Source organism: Pseudomonas sp. TE3899 (assembly GCF_056279105.1).
The window spans coordinates 3,461,600-3,483,541 of sequence record NZ_JBWBQR010000001.1 but is presented as its reverse complement, the minus strand read 5'-3'; the positions used below and the strand labels follow the sequence as shown (position 1 = coordinate 3,483,541).

The 21,942-nt window shown below is 61.3% G+C and carries 19 protein-coding genes; 8 read left to right on the top strand and 11 right to left on the bottom strand.

What is annotated here, in order from left to right:
- The first annotated feature begins 2 nt into the window (after positions 1-2).
- Positions 3-395, top strand: a complete 393-nt coding sequence (gene pcaC / locus ACZ89E_RS15980) for a 4-carboxymuconolactone decarboxylase (RefSeq protein WP_149657258.1) — start codon at positions 3-5, stop codon at positions 393-395.
- Between the two features lie 83 nt (positions 396-478).
- Here the strand turns inward: pcaC and ACZ89E_RS15975 are convergent, their stop codons facing one another.
- The 5 genes from ACZ89E_RS15975 to emhA all read right to left on the bottom strand — a co-directional run bounded on the left by ACZ89E_RS15975 (position 479) and on the right by emhA (position 8,879).
- Positions 479-1,288 carry a methyltransferase domain-containing protein gene (locus ACZ89E_RS15975; protein ID WP_476256034.1) on the bottom strand — a complete coding sequence of 270 codons (810 nt, stop codon included), beginning with the start codon at positions 1,286-1,288 and terminating at the stop codon, positions 479-481.
- A gap of 263 nt (positions 1,289-1,551) precedes the next feature.
- Positions 1,552-2,811, bottom strand: coding sequence for an OprD family porin (locus ACZ89E_RS15970; RefSeq protein WP_149657256.1), 1,260 nt, complete (start codon positions 2,809-2,811; stop codon positions 1,552-1,554).
- 303 nt (positions 2,812-3,114) lie between these two features.
- Positions 3,115-4,575 carry an efflux RND transporter outer membrane subunit EmhC gene (emhC, locus tag ACZ89E_RS15965; protein ID WP_476256033.1) on the bottom strand — a complete coding sequence of 487 codons (1,461 nt, stop codon included), beginning with the start codon at positions 4,573-4,575 and terminating at the stop codon, positions 3,115-3,117.
- Positions 4,572-7,721: an efflux RND transporter permease subunit EmhB gene (gene emhB, locus ACZ89E_RS15960; protein WP_476256032.1), complete on the bottom strand. Its 3,150-nt coding sequence runs from the start codon at positions 7,719-7,721 to the stop codon at positions 4,572-4,574. The genes emhC and emhB overlap by 4 nt, the downstream gene beginning before the upstream one ends.
- Before the next feature lie 3 nt (positions 7,722-7,724).
- Complete coding sequence (gene emhA, locus ACZ89E_RS15955) at positions 7,725-8,879, bottom strand: efflux RND transporter periplasmic adaptor subunit EmhA (RefSeq protein ID WP_463259621.1); 1,155 nt, start codon at positions 8,877-8,879, stop codon at positions 7,725-7,727.
- Between the two features lie 264 nt (positions 8,880-9,143).
- Here emhA and emhR point away from each other — a divergent pair, with 264 nt between their 5' ends.
- Positions 9,144-9,776 (top strand): efflux system transcriptional repressor EmhR, encoded by a 633-nt coding sequence (emhR, locus tag ACZ89E_RS15950; RefSeq protein WP_149657252.1) that lies wholly within the window; start codon positions 9,144-9,146, stop codon positions 9,774-9,776.
- A gap of 291 nt (positions 9,777-10,067) precedes the next feature.
- On the opposite strand, the gene ACZ89E_RS15945 is transcribed toward emhR, so the two are convergent.
- Genes ACZ89E_RS15945 through ACZ89E_RS15935 form a run of 3 tightly spaced genes read right to left on the bottom strand, consistent with a single transcriptional unit; the run spans position 10,068 to position 12,632 of the window.
- On the bottom strand, positions 10,068-11,117 hold the full coding sequence (locus tag ACZ89E_RS15945) for an alkene reductase (protein ID WP_149657251.1): 1,050 nt from the start codon (positions 11,115-11,117) through the stop codon (positions 10,068-10,070).
- 21 nt (positions 11,118-11,138) lie between these two features.
- Entirely contained in the window at positions 11,139-12,308 is a 1,170-nt protein-coding gene (locus ACZ89E_RS15940; protein ID WP_463259622.1) for an MFS transporter, read from the bottom strand.
- A gap of 3 nt (positions 12,309-12,311) precedes the next feature.
- Positions 12,312-12,632: an ArsR/SmtB family transcription factor gene (locus tag ACZ89E_RS15935; protein WP_054046859.1), complete on the bottom strand. Its 321-nt coding sequence runs from the start codon at positions 12,630-12,632 to the stop codon at positions 12,312-12,314.
- Between the two features lie 170 nt (positions 12,633-12,802).
- Here ACZ89E_RS15935 and ACZ89E_RS15930 point away from each other — a divergent pair, with 170 nt between their 5' ends.
- The gene (locus tag ACZ89E_RS15930) at positions 12,803-13,372 is read left to right on the top strand and encodes an acyl carrier protein phosphodiesterase (RefSeq protein WP_476256031.1); all 570 of its coding nucleotides are present in this window, start codon (positions 12,803-12,805) and stop codon (positions 13,370-13,372) included.
- Between the two features lie 127 nt (positions 13,373-13,499).
- Here the strand turns inward: ACZ89E_RS15930 and ACZ89E_RS15925 are convergent, their stop codons facing one another.
- Positions 13,500-14,294, bottom strand: a complete 795-nt coding sequence (locus tag ACZ89E_RS15925; protein ID WP_476256030.1) for a lysophospholipid acyltransferase family protein — start codon at positions 14,292-14,294, stop codon at positions 13,500-13,502.
- Positions 14,294-15,049, bottom strand: a complete 756-nt coding sequence (gene olsB, locus ACZ89E_RS15920) for an L-ornithine N(alpha)-acyltransferase (protein ID WP_149657247.1) — start codon at positions 15,047-15,049, stop codon at positions 14,294-14,296. Before olsB ends, ACZ89E_RS15925 begins: the two co-directional genes overlap by 1 nt.
- A gap of 154 nt (positions 15,050-15,203) precedes the next feature.
- Between olsB and ACZ89E_RS15915 the strand changes: the two genes are divergently transcribed.
- The 5 genes from ACZ89E_RS15915 (at position 15,204) to ACZ89E_RS15895 (ending at position 19,467) form a co-directional block, all read left to right on the top strand.
- Positions 15,204-16,082: an acyl-CoA dehydrogenase middle domain-containing protein gene (locus ACZ89E_RS15915; RefSeq protein ID WP_476256029.1), complete on the top strand. Its 879-nt coding sequence runs from the start codon at positions 15,204-15,206 to the stop codon at positions 16,080-16,082.
- 70 nt (positions 16,083-16,152) lie between these two features.
- On the top strand, positions 16,153-17,247 hold the full coding sequence (locus ACZ89E_RS15910; protein WP_476256028.1) for a serine hydrolase domain-containing protein: 1,095 nt from the start codon (positions 16,153-16,155) through the stop codon (positions 17,245-17,247).
- The gene (locus tag ACZ89E_RS15905) at positions 17,244-17,567 is read left to right on the top strand and encodes an amidase (protein ID WP_463259626.1); all 324 of its coding nucleotides are present in this window, start codon (positions 17,244-17,246) and stop codon (positions 17,565-17,567) included. Before ACZ89E_RS15910 ends, ACZ89E_RS15905 begins: the two co-directional genes overlap by 4 nt.
- A 150-nt stretch (positions 17,568-17,717) precedes the next feature.
- On the top strand, positions 17,718-18,308 hold the full coding sequence (locus ACZ89E_RS15900; RefSeq protein ID WP_476256027.1) for a YceI family protein: 591 nt from the start codon (positions 17,718-17,720) through the stop codon (positions 18,306-18,308).
- Between the two features lies 1 nt (position 18,309).
- Positions 18,310-19,467, top strand: a complete 1,158-nt coding sequence (locus ACZ89E_RS15895) for a phospholipase D-like domain-containing protein (protein ID WP_149657242.1) — start codon at positions 18,310-18,312, stop codon at positions 19,465-19,467.
- A gap of 139 nt (positions 19,468-19,606) precedes the next feature.
- Here ACZ89E_RS15895 and bglX read toward each other — a convergent pair whose 3' ends face one another.
- Positions 19,607-21,898, bottom strand: a complete 2,292-nt coding sequence (bglX, locus tag ACZ89E_RS15890) for a beta-glucosidase BglX (RefSeq protein ID WP_149657241.1) — start codon at positions 21,896-21,898, stop codon at positions 19,607-19,609.
- Positions 21,899-21,942 lie beyond the last annotated feature (44 nt).

Genomic DNA, 21,942 nt, shown 5'->3' with positions numbered 1-21,942 from the left:
GTGTGGACGAGAAACAACGTTACGACGAGGGTCTGGCAGTGCGCCGCGCAGTACTGGGCGACGCCCATGTCGATCGCAGCCTGAACGCCCTGACCGAGTTCAACTCGGAGTTCCAGGAAATGATCACCCGCCACGCCTGGGGCGACATCTGGACCCGCCCGGGCCTGGAACGCCACACCCGCAGCCTGATCACCATCGCCATGCTGATCGGCATGAACCGCAACGAAGAACTCAAACTGCACCTGCGCGCCGCCGCCAATAACGGCGTGACCCGTGGCGAGATCAAGGAAGTGATCATGCAGAGCGCGATCTACTGCGGGATCCCGGCGGCGAATGCCACGTTCCACCTGGCGGAGTCGGTGTGGGATGAGTTGGGGGTTGAGTCGCGGGGCTAGCGTGAAGGCCGCAAAAAAGATCGCAGCCTTCGGCAGCGCCCACAAACACGTAGGCGCTGCCGAAGGCTGCGATCTTTTGATGTTTACACCGTCGCCACAATGAAAATCCGCTTGAACGGAAACAACGTGCGCCCGTCGTTCTCCGGCGGGTAATGCTTATGCACGCGCATCAGGTAGTGATAGATGAATCGCGCCTGTTCCTCAGCCTTCAATCCCAGCAGCACCGGTCGCAAGGCCGAGACCTTGACCCAGTCGTAGATCGGCGATTTGCCGTCCACCACCTGCAACTGTTCGGTTTCCCAGATATCAAGGGATCGGGTGATCGGTGCGAGCAGGCGGTAATAGCCTTCCAGGGACAATAACGTTCGGTGAGCCATCGTCTGGCGCAACTCCGGCGTTCCCAGCGGCACACCACCAGGCCCCGCATCGTCCAGGGTGTCGAGCATCAGTTGGTACCACAAGGCATCCCGCCAGTCGGGCATGTGCGCGGCGAGGCAGCCTCCGGGGTTGAGTTGTCGCAGCAGGCGCGGCAGCAACTGTTGGTGGTCGTCGATAAAGTGCAGCACGGCGGCAGCGAACAGCAGATCCGCTGGCACCTCCGGTTGCCAGGTCAACAGATCGCAGTGTTTCCACCGGGCTTTGATGGGCAGGGCGCGGGCCTCGGCGAGCATGTGCTCGGAGCTGTCCACACCCATTAATCGGGCTCGGGGCCAGCGCTTGGCCAGCAGTTGCGTGGCAATGCCGGTGCCGCAGCCCAAGTCATAGATGTGTGTGGGGTGTTCGAGGTCGATGCGGTCGAGCAATTCGTTGACTGGTCGTTGCCTGAGGCGGGAAAACTGCTGGTAGGCCTTGGCGTCCCAAGCGGTGTCGCCGGGTGGTAGTCGGGTGATCATGAGGTGGTCCTCCGTTGATCAGCGGTGTCTTCCGATGACAGCCTGGCTCAAGTCCTGGGGACCAACATCAACAGATAACGGAAGTAGGGTGTATGGAAAATGCCTGAGTCCTGTCAGGTTTTTTCACTGTAATAGAAGGGCCGCGAAGTGCCACCCGGGCTGACGGGTGGCAAGGGGACCGCGTTATCGTTCTTCGCGGGCAAGCCTCGCTCCTACAGGGACGGTGTAGGCGCGAGACTTGCCCGCGAAGGCGTCATCGAGTCTTACAACAAGCTGATCGGATAGCTCACGATCAAGCGGTTCTCATCAAACTCGTTGTTGCTGAAATCCCGGCGCATGGTCGAGTTGCGCCATTTGAAGTTCAGGTCCTTGAGCGTGCCGCTTTGCACGGTGTAGCCCAGTTCGCTCTCGCGGCCCCATTCCTTGCCGTTGGTGATGGTGCCGGTGTGCACGTTGTCGCCGCTGATGTAACGGTTCATCAGGGTCAGGCCGGGGATGCCGAGGGCGACGAAGTTGTAGTCATGGCGCAACTGCCAGGAGCGTTCCTGGGCATTGTCGTAGCTGTTGTTGTAACTGTCGTTGGCCAACGTGCCGCCGCTGGTGCCGTTGACGCGCATCCAGGCGCTGTCGCCGGTGAGCTTTTGCAGGCCGACGTAGAAGGTGTTGCCGCCGTATTTGGCCGAGAACATGCCCGACCAGGTCTTGTTGTCCAGTTCCCCGGCCCGGGCGCTGCCGTCGTCCTTGCCATAGAAGTAGCCGATATTGGCGCCGAGGGTCCAGTCACCGAGGGGCTGGGTGTGGATCAGGTTGATGAACTGCTGGCTGTAGATGTCCTTGAGTTCTGCGTTCCACAGGCCGATCTGGGTGTGTTTGTCGTTGAACACATATTCGCCACCCTGAAAGTTGAAGCGGTCGGAGGTGAATGCCGCTTTGCCGACCATCGACATGTCGCTCATGCTGCTGTCGTCCCGTGGGCTGTTGGCGCGGAACTGACCGCCGTAGAGCGTCAGGCCATCGATTTCCTTCGAGGTGATCTGCCCGCCACGGAAGGTTTGCGGCAGGGAGCGGCCGTCGTCCGAGCGCAGGATCGGCAGCACCGGCATCCATTCGCCGACCTTCACTTCGGTCTGGGACAGCTTGGCCTTGAACGCGACGTTGGTGCGGCCAAAGTTGTCCGCCGGGCGCCCGTCATGGTCCAGCGGCAGCAACTGTGTACCGCCCGTGCCTTTACCGCCGTCGAGTTTCACCGAGTACAACCCCAGCACATCCATGCCGAAACCGACCGTGCCCTGGGTGAAGCCGGACTTGGCGTCAAGGATGAAGCTTTGCGTCCATTCCTCAGCCTTGCCCTGGGCCTTGGTCGGGTTGGTGAAGTTGCGGTTGATGTAGAAATTGCGCAGGTTCAGGTTGACCTTGGCTCCTTCGACAAAACCCGATTCTTCGGCGGCGGCGGGCAGGGCGTTGCCGGCCAGCGCGGCGGCGATGAGGCTGGGAAACAGGTACTGCGCGGTGGAAGGCTTCATGTGCACGGGTCTCTCTAATTGTTAGGGGTGAAACGGGGCGCTGCCGCAACCTGGGGGTGCAGACACAAGATTCGAAATCGGGGGATGAATCGGGAGCGATCAGCCGGACAGGGCAGGGCGTGGGGGCATGGTGGTGAACCTGTTGTTATTGGTTTTGTGGAGCGAATGGTGCGGGGGATCGGCGGCGGGATTCAATTGGCGGGAGCGGGTTTTGGGCGATTATCGAACGACAAAGATCTTCGCTTTTTCCCAAGGCAACAAAAAGCCCACCAATCGGTGGGCTTCTTGTATTTCAAAGCGCTATCAGAACAACTTCAACTTCGGCGCTTCTTCTTTCAGCGGCTCGTTCTTCGCCGTTTGTTCGTTCCAGCCACCACCCAGCGCCTTGTACAGATTGACGGCGCTGTTCAACTGCGCCAGACGGTCGGTGATCAGCGCCTGTTGGGCACTGAACAACTGGCGCTGGGCGTCGAGGAAGGTCAGGTTGCTGTCGACACCAATGCGGTAGCGACGCTCGGCCAGACGGTAGTAGTCCTGGTTGGCGGCGACGAAATCACGCTGGGCCTGCAACTGCTCGGTGTAGGTCTGGCGGGCGGCCAGGCCGTCGGCGACTTCCTGGAAGGCCGTTTGAATGGACTTCTCGTAGTTCGCCACGCCGATGTCTTTCTGGATCTTCGAGTAATCCAGGCTGGCGCGCAGGCTGCCGGCGTTGAAGATCGGCAGGTTGATCTGCGGCGAGAACAGCCAGGTCCCCGAACCACCCTTGAACAGACCGGACAGGTCCGGGCTCAGGGTCCCGGCATTGGCGGTCAGGCTGATGCTCGGGAAGAACGCAGCCCGCGCCGCGCCGATGTTGGCGTTGGCGGCCTTCAGGTTGTATTCGGCCTGAAGGATGTCCGGACGACGTTGCAGCAGGTCCGACGGCAGGCCCGGCGGTACATCGCTCAGCAGGTCGTCAGACAGTGGCTTGGCGGCTTGCAGATTGGCCGGGACACCGGTGCCGAGCAGGAGCACCAGGCTGTTTTCGTCCTGGGCGACCTGACGGGTGTACTTGGCCAGTTGCGCCCGGGCGTTTTCCACCGAGGTACGTGACTGGGCCAGGTCCAGGGCCGAGGCGACCCCGACTTCGTTGCTGCGCGAGGTGAGCTTGTAGCTCTCCTCGAAGGCGCCGAGGGTGTCCTGAGTCAGTTTCAGCAGTTCCTTGTCGGCCTGCCAGGTCATGTAGGCGTTGGCCACACTGGCCACCAGGCTGATCTGCGTGCTGCGCCGTGCTTCTTCGGTGGCGAAGTACTTCTGCAGGGCTTCTTCGCTCAGGCTGCGAACCCGACCGAACAGGTCGAGTTCATAGGCGCTGATACCGACCGTGGCCGAGTAGGAACTGGTGATCCCCGCTTCGCCGGTTTGCGAGGCCCGGGCCGGGACCCGCTGGCGGCTGCCGGTGCCATTGGCCGAAACGGCCGGGTACAAATCGGCACGCTGGATGCGGTACTGCGCCGCGAAGGCGTCGATATTCAGGGCCGCGACACGCAGGTCACGGTTGTTTTCCAGGGCGACCTGGATCATCTGTTGCAGCGCCGGGTCATGGAAAAACTGCTTCCAGCCCTGTTCGGCGGCGGCCTGGCTCGGCGCCTGGGCCGGCGAATACGCTGGCCCCTGCGGGAATTGACCTGCCACCGGTGCTGCCGGCTGCTGATAGTCAGGAATCAGCGAGCAGCCACCGAGCACGAAGGCGGCAACAGCTAGGGAGAGTAGCGACTTGCTCATTGGCCAGCCTCTTTAGGATTTTCAATAGCGTCATCCTGATCAGCTTTTTTGCGCTGGCCGATGGACGACACGGTGACGAAGAACAGTGGGACCCAGAAGATCGCCAGGACCGTGGCGGTGATCATACCGCCAATTACCCCGGTACCGATCGCGTGCTGACTGCCCGAACCGGCGCCGGTGGAGATGGCCAGTGGCACCACACCAAGGACGAAGGCCAGCGACGTCATGATGATCGGTCGCAGACGCATGCGGCAGGCCTCGATGGCCGCCTCGCGCAGGCTGCGTCCTTGCTCGTGCAAGTCCTTGGCGAACTCGACGATCAGAATGGCGTTTTTCGATGCCAGACCGATGGTTGTCAACAGCCCCACCTGGAAGTACACGTCGTTGGACAGCCCTCGCAGGCTGGTAGCCATCAACGCACCGATGATCCCCAGCGGTACCACGAGCATGACCGCGATCGGAATCGACCAGCTTTCATACAGGGCCGCCAGACACAGGAACACCATCAGCAGCGACAGGGCGTACAACGCCGGCGCCTGGGAACCGGACAAGCGTTCCTCGTACGACAGACCGGTCCAGGAAATCCCCACGCCCGCCGGCAGTTTCTTGGCAAGGGCTTCGACTTCGGCCATGGCTTCACCGGTGGAGTAGCCCGGCGCCGGAGCCCCGAGGATTTCCATCGCTTCCACGCCGTTGTAACGGGCCAGTTTCGGCGAACCGTAGACCCACTCGCCCTTGGCGAAGGCGGAGAACGGCACCATGGTCCCCGCGCTGTTGCGCACATACCACTTCTTCAAGTCTTCCGGGCTCATCCGCGAGCCTGGCTTGCCTTGAACGTAAACCTTCTTCACCCGACCACGGTCGATAAAGTCGTTCACGTAGCTACTACCAAAGGAGATCGACAGCGTGCTGTTGATGTCGGAGAGGGTCAGGCCCAGGGCGCTGGCTTTCTCGTCGTCGATTTCCAGCTGGTATTGCGGCTCGTCGTTCAGGCCGTTCGGACGCACCTGATACAGCACCTTGCTCTGCGCCGCCATGCCGAGGAACTGGTTACGCGCCGCCATCAGCTTGTCGTGACCGATACCGGCACGGTCTTGCAGGAACACGTCGAAACCGGTGGCGTTACCCAACTCCAGGACCGCCGGCGGTGCGAAGGCAAATACCATCGCGTCGCGGAAGCTGAAGAAGTGTTGCTGGGCGCGACCTGCCAGGGCAAACACGCTGTTGTCAGCGTTACGCTCGCCCCACGGCTTGAGCATGATGAACGCCAGGCCCGAGCTCTGGCCACGACCGGCGAAGTTGAAGCCGTTCACGGTGAACACCGAAGCCACCGCGCCGGATTCTTTCTCCAGCAGGTAGGAACGCATCTCGTCGATCACCACTTGCGTGCGTTCAGCACTGGAACCGGCCGGGGTTTGCACCTGGGCGAACAGTACGCCCTGGTCTTCTTCCGGCAGGAACGCGGTCGGAATGCGGGTGAACAGCCAGATCATGCCGACGATGATCAACAGGTAAGCCAGCAAGTACGGGATCTTGTGCTTGAGCATGTTGCCGACACCGCGCTCGTAGCTTCTGAGGCCACGGTCGAAGTTACGGTTGAACCAGCCGAAGAAGCCGCGTTTAGGAGTGCCGTGCTCGCCTTTTGGTATCGCCTTGAGCATGGTGGCGCAGAGTGCCGGGGTGAAGATCAGGGCAACCAATACCGACAGGGCCATGGCCGAGACGATGGTGATCGAGAACTGCTTGTAGATCACACCGGTGGAGCCGCTGAAGAACGCCATCGGCAGCAGTACCGCCGACAGGACTAACGCGATACCGACCAGCGCGCCCTGGATCTGCCCCATGGATTTCTTGGTGGCCTCCTTGGGTGACAGGCCTTCCTCGCTCATCACCCGCTCGACGTTTTCCACCACGACGATGGCATCGTCCACCAGCAAGCCGATGGCCAGCACCATACCGAACATGGTCAGGGTGTTGATGCTGAAACCGAACGCCGCGAGGATCCCGAACGTACCCAGCAATACCACCGGCACGGTCATCGTGGTGATGATGGTGGCGCGGAAGTTTTGCAGGAACAGGAACATCACCAGGAACACCAGTACGATCGCTTCGACCAGGGTTTCAACCACACCCTTGATCGACTCGGTCACCACTGGCGTGGTGTCATACGGGAATACCACTTCCATCCCTTCCGGGAAGAATGGTTTCAGGCTGTCGATGGTTTTGCGCAGAGCCTTGGCCGTGTCGAGAGCGTTGGCGCCGTTGGCCAGTTTTACCGCCAGACCGGAAGCCGGCTTGCCGTTGAACTGCGCCGCGATGCTGGAGTTCTCACCACCGAGGCCGACATCGGCGACATCACCGACACGAACTTGCGAACCATCCTTGTTGACCTTCAGCAGGATCGCCTTGAACTGCTCGGCAGTTTGCAGGCGGGTCTTGCCGATGATCGTGGCGTTCAATTGCTGGCCAGGCAACGCAGGCAGGCCGCCCAGTTGACCGGAGGAGATTTGAACGTTCTGTGCCGAGATCGCGGCACTGACGTCGGCCGGGGTCAGGTTGTAGTTGTTCAACTTGGCCGGGTCGAGCCAGATCCGCATCGCGTACTGGGCACCGAAGACCTGGAAGTCACCGACACCGGCGGTCCGGGAGATCGGGTCCTGCATGTTCGACACGATGTAGTTGGACAAGTCGTCCTTGGACATGCTGCCGTCTTGCGACACCACGCCGATTACCAGCAGGAAGTTTTTCACTGCCTTGGTCACGCGGATCCCCTGTTGCTGCACTTCTTGCGGCAGCAGTGGGGTGGCCAGGTTCAGTTTGTTCTGGACCTGAACCTGCGCGGTGTCGGAGTTGGTGCCCTGCTCGAAGGTGGCGGTAATGGTCATGCTGCCGTCGGAGTTACTTTCCGACGACACATAACGCAGGTTATCGATACCGTTGAGCTGTTGCTCGATGACCTGGACCACGGTGTCCTGCACGGTTTGTGCGGACGCGCCTGGGTAGGTGACCTGGATCGCAATGGCCGGAGGCGCAATGCTCGGGTATTGGTTGATCGGCAGTTTGAGGATCGATAGAGCCCCGACCAGCATGATCACCAGGGCAATTACCCAGGCGAAAATCGGACGGTCGATAAAAAATTTCGACATGGTTTACTCCCCTTTGCCGCTGTAAGCCTTGTCAGCTGTTTGAGCGGGGGCCGGGTTCTTGCCAACGTTGGTTGCTTCCGTGGCCTTGACTTCAACGCCAGGCTTGACGAATTGCAGCCCTTCGGTGATCAGGCGATCGCCCGCCTTGAGACCGTCTTCGATCAGCCATTGGCTACCGACGGTGCGGCTGGCCTTCAACTGACGCAGCTCGACCTTGTTGTCCGGACCGACGACCAGTGCGGTCGGGGTGCCTTTGAGGTCGCGGGTCACACCTTGTTGCGGCGCGAGGATCGCTGCGCTGTTCACGCCGGATTGCAGTTGGGCGTGCACGAACATGCCCGGCAGCAGGGTGTGATCAGGGTTGGGGAACACGGCGCGCAAGGTGACGGAACCGGTGGTCTGGTCAACCGAGACTTCGGAGAACTCCAGTTTGCCGTCCTGCTTGTACTGGCTGCCGTCTTCCAGGGTCAGCTTGACCGCGGCCGAGTTGTCGCCAGCCTTTTGCAGGCGACCGCTTTCCAGTTCACGGCGCAGCTCAAGGAGCTCGACCGAAGACTGGGTCACGTCGACGTAGATTGGGTCCAGTTGCTGGATGACGGCCATGGCGTCGGTCTGGCCGCTGGTGACCAGCGCGCCTTCGGTTACCGAAGAGCGGCCGATACGACCGGTGATCGGTGCGTAGACCTTGGTGTAGCGCACGTTGATCTGGGCCGATTGCAAGGTCGCTTCCGACTGCAAACGATTGGCCAGGGCCGTGTCGTATTCCTGGCGGCTGACCGCTTGCTCCTTGACCAGTTGCTGGTAACGATCGGAGATCGACTTGGTCTGTTGCAGGTTGGCTTGGGCGCTTTTCAGGGTGGCCTCATAGACCGACGGATCGATCTGATAGAGCTGCTGGCCAGCCTTGACGTCGCCGCCTTCCTTGAACAGGCGCTTGAGAATGATGCCGTTGACCTGCGGGCGAACTTCGGCGATGCGGTACGCACTGGTACGACCCGGCAGTTCGGATGTCAGGGTAAAGGCTTGAGGTTGCAGGGTGACGACGCCGACCTGAGGGGCGGGAGCGGCAGGAGGTGCCTCTTCCTTTTTACATCCGCTGAGCAGCGATGCCAGGGCGACGGCAGTGACCAGGGCGGTAACAGCTGGCTTGAATTGCATGAAAATCCTCGGGTCAGGCGCGCAAAATGCGCACTAGAAAGGTGGAAGGGTAAAAAAGGTGTGCTGAGTGGATAAGTAGCTTGCTAAGGAATATACTTACGTTCATGGTTGTTTGTAAATACCTTGGCTGCTTACCCACTTCGTTACAAAAGCCGTCAAAGGTTTGAATTGTAGGCCGGGGACGATGCCCAAGAGCGCTTGCCCCACTTTTATTCAGCGGCTGTTCAGACATCGCTGAAGCATCCTGATTGAGGTTGTACTGCCATGGTCCGTCGTACCAAAGAGGAAGCTCAAGAAACCCGTAGCCAGATTCTCGAAGCGGCAGAGAAAGCCTTTTATGAAAGGGGCGTGGCGCGCACGACACTGGCGGACATCGCCACCCTGGCCGGCGTAACTCGCGGGGCCATCTACTGGCATTTCAGCAATAAGGCGGATCTGGTGCAGGCCATGCTCGATACCTTGCATGAGCCGCTGGATGAAATGGCCAAGGCCAGCGAGAGTGAGGATGAACTCGATCCGCTGGGCTGCATGCGCAAGCTGCTGACTCATTTGTTTCATCAAGTTGCCTTGGACCCGAAGACCCGTCGCATCAATGAGATTCTGTTTCATAAGTGCGAATTCACCGATGAAATGTGTGACCTGCGCCAGCAGCGCCGTGCGGTCAGCCTCGACTGCAACGTGCGAATCGCCCTGGCCTTGAGTAATGCGGTGAATCGCGGACAGTTGCCCGAAGATCTCGACACGGCCCGCGCGGCGATCAGCCTGCACGCCTACATCGACGGCATCCTGTATCAGTGGCTGCTGGCCCCGGACAGCTTTGAGCTGCACGCCGAAGCCGAGCGCTGGGTCGATACAGGGTTGGACATGCTGCGCCTGAGCCCCAGCCTGCGCAAATGAAACAAAATGCGTATTTGGGACAGGGTGTGTCAACACCCCAGTGGGTAGAAGGCGCTGATTTCTTCACCCCAAGGCATGGTGTGCTTTTATATACGGACTAGTAGCAGGTTGATAGGTAGCGAGCTACGTATTTCGTAGGGAATTTGTTTCGTGCGTGTGAACGACTGTAAATAAACCCGAAAAAGCGACCTTAGCCTGCAATCTTTGAACGCTCTATGCAAAAAGCCCCGGCTCTTTCGAGTCGGGGCTTTTGCGTTTGCGCAGGAGCAGCGTTTGCTCCTGTAAGCACCCTTACAGCGTTGGATAGTCGATATAACCGACCGGACCCTTGGCGTAGAACAGTTCTGGGCGCGCTTCATTAAGCGGCGCATCCGCCTTCAAGCGCGCGGGCAAATCCGGGTTGGCGATGAACGGCACGCCAAACGCGACCGCATCAGCCTTGCCGGAGGCCAGCCAGGCATTGGCGCTGTCCTTGGTGAAGCGCTCGTTGGCGATGTACGGGCCGCCGAAGGCTTCTTTCAGTTGTGGGCCGAGGCTGTCGCCGGCTTCTTTCTCGCGGGAGCAAATGAACGCGATGCCACGCTTGCCCAGTTCGCGAGCGACGTAGGTGAAGGTCTCGGACAGGTTGTCGTCGCCCATGTCATGGGAGTCGGCGCGCGGTGCCAGGTGCACACCGACACGGCCAGCGCCCCAGACTTCGATGGCGGCGTCGGTCACTTCCAACAGCAGGCGTGCACGGTTTTCCAGGGAGCCGCCGTAGTGGTCGGTGCGCTGGTTGGTGCTGCTTTGCAGGAACTGGTCGAGCAGGTAACCGTTGGCGCCGTGGATTTCCACGCCGTCGAAACCGGCAGCCTTGGCGTTTTCGGCGCCGACGCGGTAGGCGTCGACGACATCAGCGATTTCTTCGATTTCCAGAGCCCGTGGCGTTGGATAGTCGGCCAGTGGACGCACCAGGCTGACATGGCCTTTAGGCTGGATGGCGCTCGGTGCGACTGGAGCTTCGCCGTTCAGGTACGACGGGTGGGAGACCCGGCCGACGTGCCACAGTTGCAGGACGATCTTGCCGCCGGCCGCATGGACCGCTTTGGTCACGTTGGCCCAGCCACGCACCTGGTCGTTGGACCAGATACCCGGGGTGTCCGGGTAGCCGACGCCCATTGGCGTGACCGAGGTGGCCTCGCTGAGGATCAGGCCGGCCGAGGCCCGTTGGACGTAGTACTCGGCCATCAGCGCGTTCGGCACACGGCCTTCGTCGGCGCGGCAGCGGGTCAGCGGCGCCATGATGATGCGGTTGGCCAACTCGAGGTCGCCCAGTTTGATTGGATCGAAAATAGTCGTCATGAAATAGCTCTCTTTTGAAGATCAATGAGTAGTGGCAGGGGCCAGTTCGGGATCGCCGCTCTGACGGAAAGTAATCAGGGTCACCAGCAGGGCGAGCACCGCCAGTGCGGCCGCCGCGAGGGGCACGCTGGTCAGGCCGAAGCCGTGGGCGATGACGCTGCCGCCGACCCAGGCACCGAGTGCGTTGCCGACGTTGAAGGCGCCGATGTTCAGGGTCGAGACCAGGTTCGGTGCCGCCTTGCCGAAGGTCACCACGTTGATTTGCAGCGCAGGGACGGCGGCAAATGAAGCGGTGGCCCAGAGGAACAGGGTGATTTCGGTCGGGATCAGCGCGACGCTGGTCCAGGTCAGGACTGTCGAAACCACGGCCATCGAGATGAAGACGCCGATCAGCGTGGCGGCCAGGCGTTTGTCCGCCAGCTTGCCGCCGATGATGTTGCCGACCGTCAGGCCGAGGCCGATCAGCAGCAGGGTCCAAGTCACGCCTTTGGGCGAGACGCCGGTCACATCGCCAAGCAACGGGGCGACGTAGGTGAAGAGGGTGAACATCGACGCGGCAAACAACGCCGTCATGGTCAGCGACAGCCAGATCCCGGCGCCTTTGAGGGCTCGCAATTCAGCGCGCATATCGAGTTTTTCTTCATCGCGCTTGGCCGGCAGGAAGCGGATCAGGCCGATCAATGCAATCACACCGATCACGGTCACCGCCCAGAAGGTCGAGCGCCAGCCGGCTTCCTGACCGAGCGCGGTGCCCAGCGGTACGCCAAGGACGTTGGCCAGGGTCAAACCGGTGAACATCAGCGCCACGGCCGAAGCGCGCTTGTTGGCCGGCACCAGGCCTGCCGCCACCACCGAACCGATACCGAAGAACGCGCCGTGGCACAGGGCAGTGACCACGCGTGCAAACATCAACACGTTGTAGTCACTGGCCATGGCGCACAGCAGGTTGCCGACGATAAAAATCCCCATCAACGCTACCAGGGCGGCCTTGCGCGGCAGGCGGGCGGTGGCCAGTGCCATGAACGGTGCACCGATGGCCACGCCCAGGGCGTAACCGGTCACCAGCCAGCCGGCGCCGGGGATTGAAACACCCAGGTCAGCCGCCACATCGGGCAGCAGGCCCATGATGACGAACTCGGTGGTGCCGATGGCAAAGGCGCTCAGGGCCAGAATGAGTAGCGAGAGGGGCATTGGTTAATTCCTGGTCGGAGCACTGAGCTCTTTGACGATGGCGTCGAGGGCCGCCTGGATCACGTCCTCGTTGCGTTTGAAGAAGTGCCATTGACCGGCTTTCTGGCTGCTGATCAGACCCGCACGTTGCAATGTGGCCAAATGGGCGGACACGGTCGACTGCGACAAGCCACAGCGTTGATCGATCTGCCCGGCGCAAATGCCGTATTCGTGGTTGTGGATCTGTTCCGGAAACTGGACCTTGGGGTCTTTCAGCCAGATGAGGATGTCTCGGCGTACTGGGTGTGCCAGCGCTTTTATTATTTCGTCGAGGTCAAGGGTCATGGTGTGGGCTCGTAATGAGTAAAACGCTATATCGCGATGGGGCGAACTTTAAATCGTTGAATCGCGATATACCAATATGATTTCGATCTGTCGACCGTGTAAATCGGTATATCGGGTTATAACGATACGTACTTGTAACAACAGGAGGCGGCAGTGCTAAGCTGCGCGACATGAACTATCTCGCACATCTTCATCTCGGTGGCCAGCGCCCCGGTCAATGGCTCGGCAGCCTGTATGGCGATTTCGTCAAAGGGCGCCTGCAAGGGCAGTACACCCCGGACATCGAAGCCGCCATCCAGCTGCATCGCAGCATCGACGTCTTTACCGACCGCCATCCGTTGGTGGACATCGCGTTGTCGCGGTTTACCGTCACGCGTCGGCGCTATGCCGGGATCGTCCTCGATGTGTTTTTCGACCATTGCCTGGCGCGGGACTGGACGCTTTATGCCGATCAGCCGCTGGCGCAGTTCACGTCGGACGTTTACCGGGTGCTGTCCAGCGAACCGCAGTTGCCCGAGCGCCTGGCGCAAATCGCGCCGCACATGGTGGCCAATGACTGGTTGGGGTCTTACGAGGATTTCGAGGTGCTGGCGCAGGTGCTGCGGGGGATTTCCCGGCGCTTGACCAAGCCTGAAGAACTGGCCGGGGCGATGCAGGAGTTGCGGGTGTTGTATGAGCCGTTGAGTGATGACTTTCGGTTGTTCTATCCGCAGCTTCAGGATTTCGTCAAAAACCGCTGACACGTATTACCTGTAGGAGCGAGGCTTGCTCGCGAAGGGGCCTTTGAAAGCGCTAAAAGCTTCGCGGGCAAGCCTCGCTCCTACAGAAGCAGAGTTGGCGCGGCGTTCAGTTCGGTTTGATGCGGCATTACGCGGCGATCAGTTCGCCGACTCGCCGCGGTTCGGCAGGTTTCGCCACTTCACCAAACAACGCCCGCTGCACCGCCTGCTGCGCTTCGAACGCCAGCGCCGCACGTTCGCGACCTTCGCAGGCAATCGGCTTAAGCAAGTGAATCTCCACCTCGCCCCGGTCATTGGCAAACAAGCGCATCAGGTGCGAGAGCAAATCATCGTCACCAATAAACGGCGCCAGCGAATCGATTTCACCATCGCGCAGATAACGGATCGCCACCGGCTGCATCGCGACTTCGGCATCAATCGCCGCTGACAGCAAGCGACCGTGGAAGGTACGCAGCGAACGGCCATCGGTGGTGGTGCCTTCCGGGAACATCAGCAGCGGGTGCTGTTGCTCCAGGTGACGGGTCATCTGCTTGCGGATCAACTGGCTGTCGCCCGAACCGCGACGGATAAACAGGCTGCCCGCCTTGGCCGCCAACCAGCCGGCCACCGGCCAGGTACGCACTTCGGCCTTGGACAGGAACGACAGCGGCGTGATCATCCCCAGCAACGGAATGTCGGTCCAGGACACATGATTACTGACCCAGAGCATCGGCGCCTTCGGCAGCTCGCCATGCACCGTCACGCGAAAGGGCAGGGCGTTGCTTAGCCGCGCCATGAAAAACCGCGACCAGCGCTGACGACGGACCATCGAATGGGCAATCCCGGCGCGTTCGAACACGCCGAACACACTGGCCATGGTCAGGCCCAGCGCCACCACAAACAGCACTCGCGCAATTCGCGCGTACACCCGAAGGCGGCTCATTACATGGCCGCCTTGAAGTGTTTGGCGTAACGCGGGCAGAGTTCGTCGCGCTTGAGCAGGATGAATACGTCGGCGACCTGGAAGTCTTCGTCCCAGCACGGCTCGCCGCAGATTTTCGCGCCCAGGCGCATGTAGGCCTTGAGCAGCGGCGGCATTTCGGCGATGACGTTGGACGGCAGGTCTAACACAGGCAGCGGTTTTTTCGGCTCGGCCCGCAGGTGTTCGGTGCACAGGTAGCGTTCGCGCAGGCGCTGCATGATGGCGTGGGCCTGGATCCCGCCGTCCTGCATCGGGATGCTCGCGCAACCCATCAAATAGCTGTAGCCGCCCTGGTTCAGGACTTCGGCCAGTTCACCCCAGAGCACGGCGATGGTGCCGCCGTTGCGGTAGGCCGGGTCGACGCAGGTGCGGCCGATTTCGAGGATCGGGCCTTTCAAGTGGACCAGGCCGTGCAAGCTGAATTCTTCTTCGCTGTAGAACTTGCCCAGGCTGCTGGCGGCGGTGTGGTCGAGCAAACGGGTGGTGGCCACCAGACGACCGGTGTTCAAGTCACGCACGCCGATGTGGGCGCAGTGAACATCATAGTCATCCATGTCCAGACCGCGTTCTGCGCCTTTCAGCTTGGCGTTGAATTCGCCGCTGAATACGTTGAAGCGCAAGGCCTGGGCTTCCTGCAAGGCCTCACTGCCGATCAGGCGTTCGGCTTGCAGGCGGCGTTCATTGCCGGTGTCGCTGATGCGGGCGATCTGAGTCATTGTGAATCTCCGTACGGGCCGTGCACCCGTCGTGGGTTGCAGCCGATCGACTTTCTTTATGCAGCCGTGTTGTGCAAAGTCAGGCTATGTAGCCCCGGTGTCATCGCCGTTAAGCTTTGGTGATGCTTATATGACAGCCCACAAGGAGACTCTTATGCCCTGGCAAACCTTGCTCAATCGCCGCGAACGCCTGCCGGCCAATGCCGACCTGGCCGAAGGCTTTGCGACGCTGTTGCATCAGTTGGGCGCGGTCACGCCGTTCGAACTGGCGGTGGCTGGCGCGCGCCTGATGACGACGCCGGGGTTGGCGTTTCTGGTGGGTTATCAAGCGGCGTTGCGCGTGTTGTGGCCGAGCGCGCCACAGAGCCTCGGCGCCTTGTGTGCGACCGAACAACGCAGCCTGCGCCCGGCCGACACGCAGACCCGCCTCAAGGATCTGCGTCTGAACGGGCGCAAGGATTTCGTCACCGCCGGCGACGCCGCCGATTGGCTGCTGATCGCTGCTCGCAGCGAAGAACCCGGCGAAGTCCCGCGCCTGAACCTGGCGGTGGTCTATCCCGGCGAGCCAGGCGTGCGCCTGGAAAAACTCCCGGCCATCGCCTTGATGCCGGACATCAGCCACGGTCGGGTATTTCTCGACAACGCCTTCTGCGAGTTGCTGGCCGGCGATGGCTGGGACGCTTACGTCAAACCGTTCCGCACCCTGGAAGACATCTATGTGCTGAGTGCCATGAGCGCGTGGCTGTATGGCGTGGGGCAGGACAGCGACTGGCCGCAAACCCTGCAACTGCGGTTGCTGGCGCTAATGGCCGGGTGTGCTGAGGCCAGTCGGCAAGCGCCGAGTAACCCGGCGGGGCATGTGTTGCTCGGCGGGTTGTTTGCGCAGTTCGATGGGCTCAAGGCCGAGGTGAATCAGGCGCTGGCTGAAGGGCCGCCGCTTTGGGCGCAGATGTGGCAGCGCGATCAAGCGGTGATGGATCTGGCGGCGGGCGCGCGGGGGAAGCGGTTGGCCAAGGCGTTGGCGTCATCATGACCGACGCACATTCCAAAACTGTCATCAACCTCAACTAGGCTCAGCAGGTCCATCCTCCCGAGCCCCCACCATGTTCAAAGGCTTGTCGCTGTTCATCATGCTGCTGCTCAGCCAAACGGCCCACGCCGAAAACTGGCCCGCCGAACAATGGTCGCAAGGCCCGACCATCACCGGCCCGGCCCTGGAAGCCCTGGAAACCTACGCCTTTGCGACCCGCGATGAATCCACCCGAACCGGCATCCGCACCGACGCCTTGCTGGTGATCCGCGACGGTCAACTGATCTACGAACGCTACGCCGGCCCGACCACCGCCGACACCCCGCACCTGACCTGGTCGATCAGCAAAAGCCTGATGGCCACGGTCCTCGGCGTGGCCTATGGCGAAGGCTTGTTCAGGTTGCAGGACCCGGCGGTGAAGTTTTATCCGGCGCTGGAAAACCACCCGGCGATTACCCTGGCCGACCTGTTGCATTGGGCCTCCGGCCTGGACTGGCAGGAAGACTACGAATACGCGCCGCTGAAATCCTCGGTGGTGGCCATGCTCTACACCCGCGGTCACGCGAACATGGCCACGTTCACCGCCGCCCACGACGAATACGCGGCCCCTGGCCAGGCGTTTCGCTATTCCAGCGGCGACAGCAACCTCCTGTCGGCAGCACTGAAAACCATCGTTGGCCCGAACCGTTATCCCGACTATCCATGGACGGCATTGTTCGAGCCCCTGGGGATTCGGCATGCCGTGTGGGAAACCGACGCCACCGGCACGTTTGTCGCCTCGTCCTATGCCTACCTCACCGCCCGGGACCTGGCGCGGATCGGTCTGTTGATGGCGCGCGATGGTCGTTGGGGCGAGCGGCAATTGCTGCCCAAGGACTGGGTCGCCTTCAACCGTGAACCCTTCGCCGGTTATCGCGCCCATCAGGACGAAGCCGTGCCCGGCGGCCAGTGGTGGCTCAACCGCGCAGTGGACGGCGCGGCACCACCTTGGCCGGACGCCCCGGCCGACACCTTCGCCGCGCTGGGGCATTGGGGCCAGGCGTTGTACGTGATCCCCAGCGAAAACCTAGTGATCGTGCGTTATGGCGATGATCGCGACGGGACGTATCGGCACAACGAATTGCTCAACCTCGCGCTCAAGGCGTTTGCCGGGAAGGTGCAGCCATGAGCCGGTTTGTTCGGCGCCGTCCGTTCTCCAGCATTCTTCTTTTGCTGCTGGTTTTACTGCTCGGCTGGATCTGGCAGGAGCGTGTCGCACTGTGGGCGTTTCCGGACATCATCAGCGGCTACACCGCCAAGGAATATTGTTCGTGCCGCTACGTGATGAACAACGACGCCCAGTATTGCCGGGGCTATGTGAAGCAGTGGTTGCCCTTCAGCGGATTTGACGATGACGAAGCGAGCAAGCGCGTGACGGTCAGCGGCCTGGGGCGCAGCAACAGCGCGCAGTGGATCGGCGAACGCCAGGGCTGTCGCCTGCAACCCTGAACCAGATCGCATTCTGTAGGAGCATGGCTTGCCCGCGTTGGCGTCCCTGAGATCGCCATCGCAGGCAAGCCTTGCTCCTACAGGTTTCGGTTTGCAACACGCCCACGCCCGGTTAAGGTTCGCTCAGGTTTTCTTGCCCCACGGGTCTTTATGTTCAACCGCTCCTTTTGCAAAACCCTCGCCTTCCTGCTGCTGACCGGCTCCACGCTGTCGGCCCACGCCGATTGGTACCTCGATGGCGAGTCGTCGCGGCTGTCGTTCATCAGCACCAAAAACGCCAATATTTCCGAAGTGCAGCGCTTTCTCGTGCTGCACGGCAAGGTCGATCCCACGGGCCTGGCCCAGGTGGAAGTCGAGATGGATTCAGTGAACAGCGGAATCCCGTTGCGTGACGAGCGGATGCGCAAGGACCTGTTCGAGATCCAGACCTTCCCCGACGCCGTGATCACCGCGCAGATCGACCTGCGCCCGATCAACGACCTGGCCCCCGGCGCCCAGCTGGAATTGCGCTTGCCGCTGACCGTCAGCCTCCACGGCAAGCAACACCAATACACCACTGAACTGTTGGCGACCCGCCTCGATGACCGGCGCTTTCAAGTGGTCACGCTGGAGCCGCTGGTGATCAACGCTGAAGATTTCGACCTGGCCCCAGGGCTGGACAGTTTGCGCAAGGTCGCCGGTTTGTCGGCCATCAGTCTGTCGGTGCCGGTGAGTGCGGTACTGATTTTCACGGCGCGCTGACATGGCCGGTGCCGTATTTCCGTGGCGTGAAGGCAATCACTTTGAATTGCTGATCGACGGTCCGCAGTTCTTTCCGCGCATGTTGGTGGCGATTGCCCGTGCCGAAGAACAGGTCGAACTGGAGCTGTATCTGGTGGAGGCGGGGGCCTGCGCCGAGGCGATGGTCCAGGCGTTGGTGCAAGCCGCCGAGCGCGGTGTGCGGGTGCGTTGCCTGTTCGATGACTATGGCAGCCTCGCCTTCACCCTGAACCTGCGCCAACGCTTGATGGCGGCGGGGGTGGAACTGCGTTTCTACAATCGCTTGAGCTGGCGGCGTTGGGTCGGCAATTTCTATCGCGATCACCGCAAGTTGTTGCTGGTCGATCAACGTCTGGCGGTGGTCGGCGGCACAGGCGTGACCGACGAATTCTGGACCCCGGGCGAAGACACCAGCGAATGGCACGAAGTGATGGTGGAAATGACCGGCCCGCTGGTGCTCGACTGGCAATTGCTGTTCGACCGTCAATGGATCGCCAACCGCCACCGCCGTGCCTGGAAACCCGCCTCGCATTTCGGCCTGCCGCGTTTGCCGCGCGTGCCGTCCATGGGCGAAGGCATGGGCCGCGTGGCCTATGCCGACGCCCGCCAGCACCGGGACATCCTGCAGTCGTTGTTCCGTGCCTTGAACAGCGGCCAGCAGCGCATCTGGCTGGCCACGCCGTATTTCCTGCCGACCTGGAAAGTCCGTCGCTCGTTGCGCAAAGCCGCCGCGCGCGGTATCGACGTGCGCCTGCTGCTGACCGGGCCGCGCACCGATCACCCGTCGGTGCGCTACGCCGGGCATCGCTACTACCCGCGCCTGCTCAAGGCCGGGGTGAAAATCTTCGAGTACCAGCCGTGTTTCCTGCACCTGAAAATGGTGCTGGTGGACGACTGGGTGAGCATTGGTTCGTGCAATTTCGATCACTGGAATTTGCGCTTCAACCTCGAAGCCAACCTTGAAGCGCTGGACCCCGGATTGACGGCGGCAGTGGCGGCGAGTTTCGAGAAGGACTTTGCCCTGAGCCAGGAAGTCAGCCTGGAGGAATGGCAACGCCGGCCATTGTGGCGGCGGATCAAGCAGAGGGTGTGGGGCTGGGTGGATCGGGTGGTGGTGAATCTGCTGGATCGGCGGGGCTAACCACCCACACCGACGACCTCCTGTAGGAGCGAGGCTTGCCCGCGAAGACGGCATCACATTCGACGAAGATGTTGAATGTGATGCCGTCTTCGCGGGCAAGCCTCGCTCCTACAAGGGCGGGTTGATCGTTCCCACGGTGTTACAGCAATTCAAAGCTCTGCTGCGTCACGTCCTGGGAGTCCAGGCCGATCTGCACGTTGAACTTGCCCGGTTCGGCGCCGTACTTGAGCTGGGCGTTGAAGAACTTCAGGTCGTCTTCGGTAATGGTGAAGTGCACGACTTTCTGTTCGCCGGCCTTGAGCATTATTTTCTGGAAGTTCTTCAGTTCCTTGACCGGGCGGATCATCGAGCCGGTCACGTCCTGGATGTACAACTGCACCACGGTTTCGCCGTCACGCTGGCCAGTGTTTTTCACCATGACGCTGGCGTCGAGCTTGCCGGTCTTGTTCAGGGTGGTCGACGACAGGGCCATGTCTTCCACGCTGAACGTGGTGTAGCTCAGGCCGAAACCGAACGGAAACAGCGGCCCGGTGGTGTCATCGAAATACTGCGAGGTGTAGTTGCCCGGTTTGCCCGGCGTGAACGGCCGGCCGATGCTCAGGTGGTTGTAGTAGGTCGGAATCTGACCCACCGAACGCGGGAAGGTGATCGGCAATTTGCCCGACGGGTTGTAGTCGCCGAACAGCACGTCGGCGATGGCGTTGCCACCTTCGGTGCCGCTGAACCAGGTTTCCAGGATCGCGTCGGCCTGGTCTTTCTCTTCGAGAATCGACAGCGGACGGCCGTTCATCAACACCAGCACCAGCGGTTTGCCGGTGGCTTTCAACGCCTTGATCAACTCGCGCTGGTTGGCCGGGATGTTCAGGTCGGTGCGGCTCGACGACTCGTGGGACATGCCACGGGATTCGCCAACAGCGGCAACCACAACGTCAGCATCCTTGGCCGCTTTCACCGCTTCGTCGATCAGGTCCTTGGCCGAACGCGGATCATCCACCACTTCCGGAGCATCGAAGTTCAGGAAGTTAAGGTAATCGAGGACTTTCTTGTCGCTGGTGATGTTGGCGCCACGCGCATAGATCAGCGTGGCTTTGTCGGCCACGGCGGCGTTCATGCCGTCGAACAGGGTGACCGATTGCGCCGGCTTACCGGCGGCGGCCCAACTGCCCATCATGTCGATCGGTGCCTTGGCCAACGGACCGACCAGGGCGATCTTCGCGGTTTTCTTCAGGGGCAGGGTGTCGTTCTGGTTTTTCAGCAACACCAGGCTGCGGCGTGCAACATCGCGGGCCTCGGGGCGGTGCAGACGGCTTTCGGCGTAGGTGTCGGCCGGGTCGTCTTCAGCCTTGCCGATGCGCAGGTACGGGTCCTTGAACAGGCCCATGTCGTACTTGGCGGCCAGCACTTCGCGCACGGCGTTGTCGATGTCTTTCTGTTCGATCTCGCCAGCCTTCAACAGCCCCGGCAGCTCTTTGCCGTAGAGGGTGTCGTTCATGCTCATGTCGATGCCGGCCTTGATCGCCAGCTTCGCCGCTTCACGACCGTCCGCCGCGACACCGTGCTTGATCAGCTCGAAAATAGCCCCGTGGTCACTGACCGCCAGGCCCTTGAAGCCCCATTCCTTGCGCAGCAGGTCGTTCATCAGCCAGGTGTTGGCCGTGGCCGGCACGCCGTTGATCGAGTTCAGGGCAACCATCACCCCGCCAGCGCCGGCATCAATCGCGGCGCGGTACGGCGGCAGGTAGTCCTGGTACATCTTGACCGGGCTCATGTCGACTACGTTGTAGTCGCGACCCCCTTCGACCGCGCCATACAAGGCGAAGTGCTTGACGCTGGCCATGATGCTGTCGGCGGCGTTGGCGCCCTGGCCCTGGAAGGCCCTGACCATCACGCCGGCAATGCGCGACACCAGATACGTGTCTTCACCGAAGCCTTCGGAAGTCCGGCCCCAGCGCGGGTCGCGGGAGACATCGACCATCGGCGCGAAGGTGATGTCGAGGCTGTCGGCCGCGGCTTCCTTGGCGGCAACGCGCCCGGAGCGGCCGATGGCGTCCATGTCCCAGCTCGATGCCAGGGCAATGGGGATCGGGAAAATCGTGCGGTGGCCGTGGATCACGTCATAGGCGAAGAACATCGGGATCTTCAACCGGCTGCGCATGGCCGCGTCCTGCATCGGACGGTTTTCCGGGCGGGTAATGGAGTTGAACGTGCCACCGATGTTGCCGGCGGCGATTTCCTTGCGGATCAGCTCCCGAGGCATTTCCGGGCCGATGCTGATCAGGCGCAACTGGCCGATTTTTTCATCGAGGGTCATCTGCTTCATCAGGTTGCTGATGAAAGCGTCCTTGTTCTCTAGAGGTGCAGGGGTCGTGGCGGCCAATACGTGATGACTGGCCAGGCTGACGAACAGGCCCAGCAAACACAGCTTCTTCATGAATAGTTTTCTCAAAGGCCTAAACGGCAGTGAATACGCGCCGA